Source organism: Fibrobacter sp. UWH6 (assembly GCF_900142465.1).
Classification (GTDB): Bacteria; Fibrobacterota; Fibrobacteria; order Fibrobacterales; family Fibrobacteraceae; genus Fibrobacter.
Genome location: NZ_FRAX01000034.1, coordinates 1 through 14,489 on the forward strand (window position 1 = coordinate 1; position 14,489 = coordinate 14,489).

A 14,489-nucleotide genomic window follows, 5' to 3' on the forward strand; every position below is an offset into this window, starting at 1 on the left:
ATCGTTAACAGTGCGGTGACCCTTGATGGAAAGGAGCTTGGAAATCTTTTCTGCGGTCTGCTTCTTGCAGTCTTCGAAAGCAGGATCAGATTCGGTCCTTTTGGATACTCCCTCAAACATAGAATATATTTCTAAGAAAACTATTTCACATCAAACATTTTCATCGGCAATACATGCCTTTGTTTAGCCTTCAGTACTTCAATAATGACTGTACTTCCACCACCCTGCGGAACAGCCGTCTTTATTGTCACTTTCTTGAGTGTACCGGGAAGTTCGCAAGAATTGTCGCAATACTCAAATTCGCTTATTGAACTTGCGCCGTTCACGGTTACTTCCATCTTCATCACGCGCTTGTTTTTCTGCGAGTAGTACAATGTCGGTTTCGAGGCATCCTTAGGCATAATTTTCCAGAGGCTTCCTTCTGCAATAGGATTATTGTAGTCTTCAGGAGAGCCCATCTGCTTATTCACATCCGCAGGATTCTGAGCGGGCATGTTCTGCGTCGGGAGTTTTTTCCCGGTTTTCAAGTCCGTCACCTTCATGCGACCGTTATTTTGGACCACTTCCATCTGCATCATGCTGGACTTGATTGTGGTAATGGACTTGTTTACACCAGCGGTAAGCAGCGCCATATTCACAACCTGCGCGGTCTGGCCTGGAAGCGTAACAGTTGTTCGCATCTGCATTTCACAGGTATCCGGAAAGGCGGCCTTTTTCTGGTTATCGAACACAGTCTGCAAGCTAAGTGCATGGACTTGGAATGTTGCAAGAACAACAATCGCAAAAGTTCTTATTGCTTTATACATAATTCAATTCCTTAAAGCAAAGATAATTTTTTCGTTGATTTGATAGCACCATTCACCTTGAGCATCAAATACGTTTTTCCCATGTCAATACCAGTCCAGTCTACGCGCACCAACTGCTCTCCCGGAGCGAGAGTTCCATTGAATATTGACTTTACTGGCGTCCCCATAGCAGTTACCAAGCTAAACTCCACATATACCCAACTATCCAGTATAACAACCAAGCCGTCCTGTGTGCGAACAACGGGTATGGAATTGTCCGGAGCCTGATAACCGAAATCAACATTATAAACGGAATCAGGGCTGCCCTCGTCCGAAGCAGGTAACACCCATGCAGGCGAATTGCCATAAAGCATATACCCCGTGGAATCGAACACACAAATGTTGTGAAACTCTCGCATCGCCATTCCGAGACTGTCGTGACTCGGATCGTTGTTTACGTTCCACTTCGCAGCCCAACTAGGCAAATGCAGGGCGACCTTCACCGGATTCTGCCAAGACTTGCCCATAGCAAGCAATTTATCGCAATGAACAGTCAACTGCCAACGGCCAGAACCAAGGCTTTCGATAGAAGCCGTAGAGCATTCGGACATGTCGTAGATTTCGTAATCTGGAGCCTGTCCTTCCTCCACGAAGAAGTAATAGCGAACGTCGAAGTTTTTCAATGCAACGTTGCCTACATTTTCAACCTTTATGTGGATTTCGCTCGCCTGGTTATCTCCGCGCACATCGGCAGCAAGTACGCGAACCTTGGTTTCTGGCGATACGGGATCTTCCATTTCGGCGCAGGAACCACCAATTAGGTTGTTGTCGCTGTCCAAAACGATAATGCCAGCATCTTCGTAGAAACCCTCAACATTTACATTCAAGCCCGAATTCGGGTCGATGAACGAAGGATCATCGGACGCATCCCACGGAATGTAGTCCGCATTGTAGAGGCCAAAATGCGGGCCATCTCCGCCAAATACAGTTCCGCCAACAGGAATCGTCTCGGTAAACTTCCATTCCACATAACCCGTATTGGCGCTCTCGGAGTATACGGCAGGGAACGTCGACACATTCTCGTTCGGCCAGTAACGATCCGCTTTAGCCTGCGAAGCGTCTTCGCCACGGAAGTAGTAGCGCACGTAAAATCCGTTCACCGGTTCACTCGACACATTCTTCAAACGAATGCGTGGGCGAAGCGTTGATGTTTCTGGGTAGCCTTCGTAACGCAAGTAGGACTTGACCTTCACAGCGTAATCACTGGAAGCTGAGGGAACCGGAGAACCTGTACTTACACCCCAGGCAATCGAGGACGGATTCACTTCCGTCGAAGTGAGCGCAAAGCCGCCCACCTGCAAGCCTGCAGGGAGATTCAAACGCAATGTATGCACACCGGCAGCAAGATTGAGACTTACTCCAGAAACATACGCGGCACGCCAAACAGGTTCAACATTGATTGAGCCGCCAAGAAGTGCGGACCCCTCGCCAACCGAGACTTGAGCAGTATTCTGCGACGCAGAGCGCACATACATCATCAGTTTGTACACACCCGCATATTCCACACTGACAGGAACCTCGACCGTTGCCGTAGACGAAGCGTCAAGATACTTATTCCCGGCCACAGAGCACGAGAACTGACGTTCCGCTCCGAATCCAGGATTCATGTCACCCACGGCAACCACGATTATATGCGGTTCCTCGCCAACGTCGTCCTCCCTGGAGACCGGTACAGAAAGCGCATAGACCTCGTCGGCACTGAGCGCCTTGCCGTACATGCGGACATCCGCGACATTGCCTATATAAGACAGGCTATCTCCTTGACCCATGGAGAACGAACCATAAAGTTCACGCTCCACACCCGCAATTTCGCTTGAGGAAATATCCTCGACATGAGCCAGTTCTCCATTCACGTAGAACCGGATGTCGGAGGAATCCACAGAAACAACCACATGATTCCAATTTTTCGCATCTAGCAGAGCATTTCGCGCGCACTTCACTAGGGAATTTTCAGCAAGGCAAAGCATCTTTCCGCGATTCCGCAGTTCAATGTTCAGGCCATTATAGCCTTCGAAGCCAAAGACACGACGCATATGCAGATCCGTATAGCCAACCTTCAATCGAGCCTCAAATGAGTACGACTTCGTCGTCTCGAAATTGACATGACCAATGCCAGTTGCCTGATCTTTCATTGTGCCAAAATAAAGGCCAACATCCGATTTCCACGGAGATTTCATCTTGGAAAGGTCAAGATTATGGCCCGAACCGGTAAATTCGTGGACAGTCTTTCCCCATCCTTCGTAGGCCGGGTACCACAAGGCAAGTTCCGTCGGGAACGGATACAGAAGATCGTCGTGATAATATTCTCGCATAACATAGTTGTGTCCATAATCCTCCGCACGGAAGCTGAACGAGAACTTGCATCCCACGCACTGCGTCAGCTTTTTACGGGAAATACGCACGGAAACATCAACATCACCGGCGATATCGGGCGCCGCATTTATCACAGGGAGAGAATCCCCGCCAAGCAACGGTGTGACGACAACCTTCGCGACGCCACTCTCGGAATCACGAACGCGAGCCCTTATCCTGAATATTCTGTTGAGCGCCTCGGAAGTATCCAGCACATTCCAGTTTTCAATGACCGGACGTGCGGAATCCGTGTACACGCGAGGCCCAGCCAACTGCATATCCATGCCAAGTGCCGAAACGCCCACATAGCGGGACTCGTAAACGTCCGAAGCAATCTTTCCCATGCGGGACGCCCCAGATGTTTTGCTTCCGTCATAAACCACGGTATCCGGGATTTCGCCACGGATTTCAGCCGCAATACGACCATCTTTATACAAGGACACTAGGCCATAGCCCGGATGCGTACAACTTGCGCCATACGCCATGTAGCCGTTGTCAAGGCCAAGCCAGAGAGAATCCGATGGAACGGAACAGGCAAACCGCGTATTCACTGTCAAGGCTCGGGCGACGGCGGGCGCTGCGGGAAGTTCGCGGGAAACACCTACAGAATCAGGTTCGCTCAACGCAACCACGAACACGTAACTGGAGTCAATGTCTTTTCCACGAGACGGCAAAGTAATTTGCGCGAAGCCATTGGAATCGGCGGTAAACGAAAGTGCAACTGGCGGAGTGGAATCGTCATGGTTCGCCCACAATGAGTCATCATCAACATAAAGACGGAATCTCGATATGCCATCCACACGGACTGTACGATTGACCGAAGTAGCAATTTCAGGCAGGACGGTCACGCTGAAGTTTGGCGTTTCCGCAATAGCCGAATCCATCGCCGTAAACACGGAGAAGGTTTGCGTTTCGGCGGAAATCAAAAGGTAAGCCCACTGCACCTTATCTGTATAACAACGGGTATCCGTCACAGTAGAACACGTTGCTACTGTATCGGAAGCCCCTTCCACAAGAGGCTTTCCATCTTTGTCAAGATAGCCATACAATGCATTTTCAAGCGGCACAAACTTCTTCTTATCAAAATCAACCTTGTACAGTCTCAGTGTCTGCGGAGTTGCATGCAAGGCGTTCATTTCTTCACGACTTATTTTCATTTGAACACGTGGGAGCGCCGATTTATTTTCAAAAGTCATTGAGGGCAGAACTTCAACAATCGGGCCCTTGAGAGCAAGATTATTGAACACTTCAAAAGAGTAATCCGTTGCATCAACCGTACGGACGGTGATATTTCTTCCCTCATTTTCGGCAACATAATTTGTCGGGAATGACACACTGACTTCCTCATACAAAGATTTAACCGTGCCACCATCTGACGCCTTTATTGCACGCCCGACAATCATATCAAACTTGCTAAAGTTAAACATGGTTCCATTGTCATCGCCCCACAAAAGCATAAGCTGAGTATTCCCCTGCAACCTGTTCACATTAAACCAGCCAAGTCGATACCACCCACTTGAATCAGCCTTCAAGGAATCTCTCCATGCAGAATCAAGCATAGACTTTGGATACGTATAGAAAGCATCTCCATTTAAATACACCAAGCGATAATTCACCCCGCTATCCAAATAGGCCCTGACTTCAACTAATTCCTTCGGGCGCTTGACAACAATGGAGTCTGCATCCTTAAATTTCACAATCATATCTGTAGAATCCGGAAATGTTCCGTCAATACGCAAATGTGAATGCTTTCCGGAATCAAGTTGCAGCAATTCTACATTGGTTACAACAACATTGTTCACCCAATCATCGTCAACTCGATAAATCTGATTCCGTGTCAATTTTTCTGATTTGGGACGAATCGGAGATCTCGCAAGGGGATCCTTTGACATGCGGTAGAACGTATCCACTACAAACGAATCAGCTTCAATATAAAGCATTTCTCCCTTGAGAATGGAATCGGGAACATGAATATCATTCAAATTCACCTTAAGTGATTCAACCTTAGCGACGACACCACTCCCAATAAGGTCGCTATTTATCTTTACTACACTATCAAACTTAATGCCATATCGGTGCGTACTTTCATCGTAATCACCCGGTGCGGGCTTGACTTTGAACGCAACATCTTTTTTCCCGATATTAGATGGCAAAACTTTAAGTCCATACAAAATGTTCTGAGAGAAATTCTGAACAGAGCTTGCAGCATTTTCAAAATTCTTTATAATAGAATTACCATTAGTCACCAATGACGACCAAGTTGAATCCGTGTAATCGCCATAATAATAATGGGCATGCGATCCAAAATCATAATACTTGTAACAAAGGGATATTCCGGTATTCACAAAATTCCAATCTTGATCATTTTCCTTACACACAGAATCCCCGAAAGCTTCAGTCGAATCCTTGACAAGTTCACCTAAGCTTTTTGCTGCCGGGTACGCAATCGTGTCACGATGCCTTACCGAGCTCCAGTGGGTATTGCGACCAACAAAGAATTCCACATTCGTGTTGGCGGCGAAATACGGGGTATGCTTGACCGAATCGGAACGCCCCGAATACTTAATCTCGCAATAGCCTGGAGAGCCTATTGCCGCAAGGACATTCGTCGCGGGGTCATAATTGCAATCCACAGTTGGTTCATTGGCATCAACGGCCCCCAGTACCTTAGCCTCAAAAAAGTCCTCTTGACTGCTTGGGGTGTAGAATCTCAAATCAAAACGGGCCGCCTGCGAGTAAGTCGAGTCCTCATCCGCAAACAGGAATGTGTTCAGTCCGCCCTCAAGATAGCTCGACGGGAAATAATGCAGCCTTTGCGTCTCAAACGGAGTCAACAGGCCGTACGTCTTGTCGAACTTCCACTCGTTTCCGTCATGGTACGAACCCATGCCGACAAAGAAATCGTCGCTTTCCACCCATCTTAAACTATCCAATGCAGCCCAGTATCCATTGCCGTCATTACCGAATATGGTTTTGTTCGTGTGGTCGAAACGGACCGTGCGATTCACGAGATTGTCCATACCGAAGTCAGCATCCCAATAAGAATCGGGTATTTCAAATTTAATGTTAAGTTGTAAATAGGTATAACGAAGCCAATCGCTACCACCACAACGAGTGTTTATCTTATCTTTCCCTGAATAAAACATTCTATCCGAATTTGGTAAAATTGAAAGACTGAAGAGATTTTTGTTAGGATCATATCCTTCCGTAGTTCCAGACCTTCCATAGACACATGTAGTGTCTAAAATCGAATCTTTCGTGACGACATTACATCCTAAATCAGACTTATATTCCGACACAAATCCATCTGATTTTGTTCCAGAAATTTTATATTTAGAATTATTAGGAGTGAAATTTTCCAACTTCCACACTGATTTATTTTTAGCCGCTTTAAAATGATTCGAATCTAAAGGCGGAGTTTTAAAAAGTTCACTATAATCTGTCCAGGTTAAAACTACAATATCAATAGTGCCATTTTCCGGCCCATTTTTTCCGTCGAACCCCCAGCCAGTTCCTCCATAATTCAATACAAAAGGAACAATGGTATCTCTATGATCGGAATCAAAATGGAGTACATTTGTTTTAATAATGTCATAATCTTTATTGCCAGTTTCTTCGCAAGAACTGGGTCCATCAGTGCATCCCAAAAATGGGAAACAGATCTTTTGCGTTCTTCCTGTAATTTCATCTAATTTTCCCGTATGTCGAGACACAACCACCAAATCCAATTTTTTCCTATGCCTCTTAATAGCAAGGCTAAACCTCTTCGGTTCATAGCCGATTATCTCTTGTGTCCCGGAAATCTTCCCCGTCAGGGGAATTTCGCCATCACGCAGGGATTCGGGCATTTTCCATCCAGCAAGACTAGCCTTCACCAGATAGTCAGCAACCGGTTCATAACGGTATGTGTTGACTTGGTTGTCGTACATAGCCTCCGCAACATGAATGGAAGGAACCGTAATGTTCTCGTTTTTCGGATAGTCCGGAGTCATGTCTAACATTGTCTCGGCATGCTTCACATTGAACACCGCCTGTGCCGTATCAGAATTTTCACCATCCGTCGAATGAGCAATAATCAAAAGTTTATGTTCACCCACGTCAAGTTTGGCATGCCCCAGGCTATCCTTTCCATTCCAACTAATTTGGTAGGCGGTGTCATTAGAGTTTGCACGCACCATAGTGGAAATATTCTGCAACTCTGTTGTATCTAATCCGTTTACTACGTAAATGCCCACATTGGCGTCCCTATTCTTGATTCCGTATCTAGCAACCATCGTCTTTAACCACAGAACCCTATTTTCGCAATACTCCTCGCCTTTTGTATCGGATTTGCATACCGTGGTTGAGTCATTCTTCAAAAGAATAAAGTCCGGCAAGGTATCTGCAAGAGCAATCTTCATGGTATCTGGAACAATCATAATTGTCGCGGAATCAAGGAACACATGCGGATTCGAAGAAGTATTTTCCGTAGCCTCCACATAAATAGTCATCATGCCCGACGCAGGATACCTTCCCGTTTCCGTAGTCCCGGGCCATGCGTATTTAAGCCCATAGGAGTGCGGGTTTACGGTCCACCCCATCACAAGAGGATTAAGGGTATCGCTATTGACTCTACCATCGGCAATCCAATAAAAGCCATCATCGGAACTGCTTCCAAAATAGACTCGCATCTTGGGCAGGGTTGCATCACCAAAAAGCCTCGTGCTAGAAACTTTGAACGCTTCGGTAGCAGTCATCACCACATGCCCGGAATCCCCATACAGAGACATTTCATGATTGACCTTCGAAGGAGGAATCCATTCCGGGAAATCCTCCAGATAGGAATTCATGACCGAAGAGAACAGTCCCATGTCAAAGGCAGTCGGCCTAATTTCACTCTTTTCATAATCTCTTTCTTTATTGAATCCCGCAGAATCATAGGAAACTTTCAATGTATCCCCAGCAGCAAGTCCCTTCCACAGCAAATGATATTCGCCATCCAATTCATAGAACCATACGGCAGAACTATCTGACTCGGTATCGTTCGGCATCCCATAGTAAGGATTGCGCCATACTTTCGATACCGACTCGTCGAACATGCCAATATGTTTTGAATCTTCCGCATAGATTCGCAAGAAATAACTGCCGTTGAACTTTCCAGACAGGTAAAGAGACAATTCAAGAGAGTCACTTCCAACGTGCAATGCCGTATCGGGATTCAAAGAGAAGTGCCATTTAGGCTCGTCACCAAACAGTTCATCCCGGCTTTCTCCGAAAAAGACCGTTGTTGTGTCCGTTTTCCATAAACTGTCAGATCCGTCTACGCATTCATTTCCCGCACACGTGCCAAGCTCTATAACATAAGAACCTTCAAGTTCCTTTCCGTTCATTTTGCGGTCAAGGTACCCCAGCACGCCATCGTTACTCTGAGATATTTTTGACACGTGGCCCAAAGAATCGTTACGAAGTGCAGACACAACAAAAATGTTGGTCGTTTCCCAGTGAAGCGGATCTCCAAGCTTGACGGAATCCACATTGGCATAACGCAATCTATACACTGTATTCAACGAATCTGACGGCGTTGCAGACGGAGCGACTCCCGTAATGGCCACAAGCGAGGTATATACAGCAGAATCGCGCGGAGACGATATTATCGGAGTCCGTTCGCCAATGAAGAAAAGGTCCGTTTTCGTCGAGGCATTGCCAGCTGCGTCAATGCACACAGCCTCAAGATAGCACTTACCGCGCATACCATCCAATGAATCCAGGCTGAACGTCACCGAATCATTCTTCAAAACATTGTCCGATATTTTCTTCCACGAGGTCGTTCTGCCGGAACCATTCACACGATAATGACAACGCATCCCCGTACGATTCGACGCTACATCAAACTTCTCGTTTACAACAATCTTCGCAGAATAGTTTTTACTTGAATCCAGATAGACAAGTTTTGTACTTACGAGGCTCTCGATATTCGGCTCGGTTTTATCGACACGGAGTTTTTTCTGGAATCTGTAAAGTGTACCATTCTTTGCGGCGTCGCGCACAAGGGCACGTATTTCGTAGTCGCCATCCTCAAAACGCATACTCGATGTTTCCGTCCAAGACGTATCTGCGACATCGCCCGATTCCACCCAAACAGAATCGCCTGCATGGTCGATTTTCGTTGTATCACCAACGTGGACGAACTGCCAGGCAATTGTCACGGGGACGCGGTCACGGCCACCCAGGACTTCTCGAACAGCATAAGAAATTTTCAACAAACTATCTTGTGTCGCATAGCTATAGGACTGGTCGCGCGGCGGACGTTCGTTTTGCAACTGGGCATACGAGTTTCCAGATACGGTAGTCGCCTCGAGCCGCGGATTGACAAGTTCCGGGTTGCGTGAATCGACAAAGAACGTGTCGTATACCGCCGTGACATTCAAATAATCGCTATCCGTAGGCCATAAAGATTCTGCAACATTTCCAGAATTCGCTGCAATCGCTGCAACAAGCTTATTCATCTTGGAATAGGTGCTTGAATCCGGTACGGCGTTATCCACCGCAAGAGCCTTGATTCGGTAAAAGCCATCGTTCCCCCTGACGGACGCGCGGACACCATCGTTCCACTGTATCGCAAATTCCGGAGTGGCCACATCATAGTATGCCGGGAAATCAGCCACTCGCGAATAGCCAGAATTACTGGAATTTCCTTTCGCCTTTTCCAGGGACACGCGCATGGCACGGATATCGGGACTGTTCAACGAGTCCGCCCATGCAAAGCGCGCGACGAACGACTGACTGTCCGGATTGACAATTCCATATTCGGCCTTGATATTGAACACGGGCGCTGTCGTATCCACGCTAAACGATACGTTGTACGTATTCAACGAGTCGTCCTCAGCCGAAGCATCTTCCATGTTACGGATATCCGCCACGAACATCCAGTGGTATTTCCCTTCGGTGGGGTGTTCGACGTTCCATTTTGACGTAAAGTACGCACTGGACAAATCTTGAAGGCTACCCGTGGAGTCGCGACTGATATCGACTACGGTTTCATAATCCATTTTCATGTCTCGCAGCGTGTCGGCATTCGCCAGCGAGTCTCCTGATTCAAGTACCATCTTGTCCTTGGCACCTACAACCTTGAATCCCTGATAACCCAGGGCGCTTGCGTAAGATTTGAATCCCTTTATCTTATTCAGAACAACGTTATGCTGAGGCCAAACAGGGCTGAGCATATTGTCCGTCGCCTTGAACAGGTAGTAGAACCGCTGCGTGTTACTGAGGCCTATCTTGTTCACCGTGGAAATCGTGACGGTATTCTGGTTATCCTTTTGGATGGCGAGAAGGTTGTTGTAACCATAATCCCCAGGGACAAAGTCGAACTGGCCGTTCTTCTTTACGGGGTGCGGGACGGTCTTGAGCGAATCGTAGCGTGCGACCTTGCCGCCCTTGCCATCGTCCACGGAATCCTTGACCCATTTCACATGGCCCCACGTTCCGCCGCCGCTGCGCTTGAACACTTCGCACGCGTCTTTTGCGTCGGGGTCCTTAGTCACATCACACTCCCAGGCGAGTTCTTCCTGATAGTTGAAATTCATGCGAATTTGACGAAGACGATGCGGCATCAAATCGTCCACAACAAAGGAGTACTTCTCAATCCAGTTGTCCACCGTAATCGCGGGAACGTTGTAACGCTCCACGTGACGGATAGGGACGGATTTCGGCGCAAGATCGCCATCCGGGGAGAGACCATCCACCTTTTCCCAGCGATCCATCTTCATGCCGACAGAAGACCAGTCGGAAGATGAGCTAAACTTGAGGGGAGAATTCTGAAAAACAGCATAATTCTGACGCTTAAAGGAACCATAAGATTGCAGAGTGTCGTTATAAATGGAATCGCCCTTGTCATTCGTTCCATTGTAAATAAACTTACCCGAGGAATCCTTCGGTGCATCACTTCTCGCCACAAGCGAGTCAATCTTTCCATAAAGCCCGGCTTCGCAAAGTTGCGCCGTATCGACAACATCCGCCCCGTAGAAACAGCTGCGGTTCAGCGTGGACGACTCGCGAGCCGACTCGCTCATCTTGGACAAACTATCCATCGTCCTCGAATCGTTCAGCGCCAGGTTCACGAAAGGCTTCTCGTAGAGGAATTCTTCCATGAGGTATGGCGTGTACGAAGAACCCGCGGACGAACCAATCGGGGAGAAGGTGTTCTTCGAAACCTTCATGGTATCGAGATTATCCGAATAAAGAGGGATCGTATGAGATTCACCCAAATCCGTAAATCCCGCCACAGCAGCAGGAACTAATTTCATCGCAACACTATTAGCGGACGCAATCACAATTGCGACCTTTGCAAGTGTTGCGCTGGCAGCACCCAACCCACCAAATTTTGCAATCAGATCCAATGCCAACACAGCATCCGTACTTAAGGAAACCATAGATATAAGATCTGCATCCGATTTTGACGCATTAGGAGCGGCATTGAAGTCTGCCCTTTGCACATCAACATTAGGATTGTTTAAAACATCAACGTGTACAGCTTCACTTGATGTATCTGGAACAATGCTACTGCCATTATCCTTTAGCGATATGCCCACAATACCAGCCAACATGGCACTTGCGGCATTCACATAGGAATAAACTCCATCAGACCTTCCCGTAAATTGGGAAAACATATTTTCAAAGGGTAGCGAAATCGCATCTGGAACTATCGCTCGATAGATGTTTTCACCAAGACTGTTCTTTGACGGTGCAGGATCCGTAAATGTCAAACTATTCTTGCCAGAAAGAAGCCTGTACATCGGCTGCCGTTCAACATCATACAATTTGTGATTCAACGAGTAGATTGTATTTGTTCCAGTATTCCTCGGGTCAACATACGCGACAAGAGAATCCTCCATGTGATATATTTCCGGGGCAAACGTTCTTACAGCAAACGGAGTTATGTCACTTGCAAGAAGAGAACCAGCAGACATCCAAAGAGCAACGTGTACAGCCACCTCTTCCGAAGCAACCAAAGTCAATGCCCCAGCAAAAACACCACAAAAAACAGCAGCCTGAATAAACTTATTTTTCGCATTCTCACCCAAGCCATTTCTCGCTTCCTTTGTCACCTGCATATTCAGCGCCCCAGTTCCTTCATGCGGGCTATCCAAGGTAATTATCTTATCTACGTCATCATGGTAATAGTCGCCCTGCACATATTCACGAGAAACGACACCGCCCATGCTGTGACCGATAAGGATGTAACGGGAAGCAAGTTGGTGGTAGAGGTCTGGATGATTGCGCATGGAATCGAGCGCTATTTGACCATATAAATCGCTATTCGGGTCGTTTTCATCCATCACAAAACGAGCCTTCACCTCTTGCGCTTCTTCCATCAAGGCTCGACGACGTCCAAATCCTCCCTTGCCAAAGGCGACGTTTCCCTTATTCCAAGTCCTATCACCCAACTCCCTCGCATTGTTGAAGGAACTATTTGCAGGATTGGAGAATGAACGCCAGTTATAAATGTAAGAATCCTTTGGATGCTTTATTTCCGATGGTTTTTCTTCAAAAACATTTTTACTTAACCACCAAGTGATTCGACTATCCTTGGAATAGTCTCCAAGATTCGCCGCCCCCAAAAAAGAGGTATTCTCGTACGCAGAAAGAAGATTTGTATCCATGGCATCAATTACATCATTCAGCCGAGTCCTTATTTCAGACTTAAAATCTTCATACCCATAAGAATTATCCCAATAATCTTCCGACATAAAGGGATAAATAAATCCCTTATCCCAACCATACGCACCATGAACCATAAGGACGTTGTAATTTTCAATACTTTCCATTGGTTTGGGCACAGCCCAAGCTACGATGGATAAAGCCATCATTATCAAAAACAATTTTTTCATTATTTTGATCCTAGTATATTATATTATTTCCTTTTCCATCACCAAAGGAGATTTCCTGTGAACTAAAACTAGACATTCTTTCTATCTCCTTTTCATGATATTTATACACAGTTTGATGCAATTTTAAATAAGGTCCCATAAAAGAAACATTTGCATAATTTCCTAATTTATATTGATTTCTTTCCATAATAAATTTCAAATTATCATTTATAAAAAGCTCTGCATCGTAAGTTTCTTTATCCAATTTCAAGCAATACACATCTTCGCCCCAAGCCCTCACGTCGTCGCACTTTCCAATCCACTTCAATTTTTCGTCAAGACGCTTGTACGTAATCGTCCGCGTCACCGTATCCAAAACAGCATATTGGCAATACGAGGCTCCAGAATCCAGCGACGTAAGCGCATTATCAAACGTTCTTGAATTCATGGAATATGAACCCAGGGCGATAAATTTTCCATCGAGCCACTGGTGAATTCTTTGTACGCTAACCTTTTGGCTACATCCTTCAAAGGACTTACTCACTTTCATCTCATGTGGTTCATCCCCAATCTTCCACAATTTTATGTACTCCCCGAGAACGCCGCCCCAGACAATGGAATCCGTCATCTGCCCGCCAAACCAGCCTGAAGATTTTTCTTCACTCAGAGAATCGCACCATCTCGGTCCACCCTCCTGCACACGGTAATTGTACAGGCAAAGGCGAGGATTCCCCGCACCACGCCCATCCAAATACTCTCCGTTCCACCGTTCCGTCGATTCGTTCCAAAAACGAAAATCGCCAACAATCACCAGCGAGTCATCAACAAAACCTACAACCTTCGCATTACTCCGATCATCATCCCACCAAAATTCCTCCTTATCGCTGCACCCAGCCAGCATCCCGTCACACAACACAGCGACCATAGCCCCTGCGAACAATCCGCAAATTCTATTCATCATAATCAAACCTCCAGCATCATCCGTTCAGCCCGCAAAGCATACGAACATGTGATGTACATCACATACAAATATATCTAAAATTTCTCCTATTTTGCCAGCAAAACAACTAATTATCACACCCCACACAAAAAAAAGAACCCCGTCGGAGTTTAACCCGAACGGAGTTCTAGATCCTTCGTCTCCGGCGCAAGCGCCTTCGCTCAGGATGACATGCTAGGAATTAATCCTGGCGCTTTCACCGCAAGCGGTTCAAGCGCGGATTACTGCGCCTCGGAAATGGTCGCTCAAGCAAGCTTGGCGACCGCTTCGCTCGGCTTGTTAATCCTTGCCGTACACCTTTTCAGCGTAGGTAGCGGTTGCCATGAGGTATTCGCGGTTCATCTTGGCAATGTAATCCACGGTGATACCCTTCGGGCAAGCAGCCTGGCATTCGTAAAGGTTGGTGCAGTTACCAAAGCCTTCCTTGTCCATCTGTGCCACCAT

Annotated in this window: 3 protein-coding genes and 1 pseudogene; all 4 read right to left on the reverse strand. The window is 46.7% G+C overall.

The genetic code is table 11. The annotated features are described in order from the left end of the window. Positions 1 to 140: 140 nt before the first annotated feature. Complete coding sequence (locus tag BUB73_RS16165) at positions 141 to 806, reverse strand: hypothetical protein (RefSeq protein ID WP_073238875.1); 666 nt, start codon at positions 804 to 806, stop codon at positions 141 to 143. Between the two features lie 11 nt (positions 807 to 817). Continuing rightward, positions 818 to 13,066: a LamG-like jellyroll fold domain-containing protein gene (locus BUB73_RS16170; protein WP_073287455.1), complete on the reverse strand. Its 12,249-nt coding sequence runs from the start codon at positions 13,064 to 13,066 to the stop codon at positions 818 to 820. A gap of 10 nt (positions 13,067 to 13,076) precedes the next feature. Further along, positions 13,077 to 14,006 carry a hypothetical protein gene (locus BUB73_RS16175; RefSeq protein WP_073287458.1) on the reverse strand — a complete coding sequence of 310 codons (930 nt, stop codon included), beginning with the start codon at positions 14,004 to 14,006 and terminating at the stop codon, positions 13,077 to 13,079. Between the two features lie 318 nt (positions 14,007 to 14,324). Next, positions 14,325 to 14,489, reverse strand: a pseudogene (locus BUB73_RS18090) (succinate dehydrogenase/fumarate reductase iron-sulfur subunit); the annotation flags it as partial.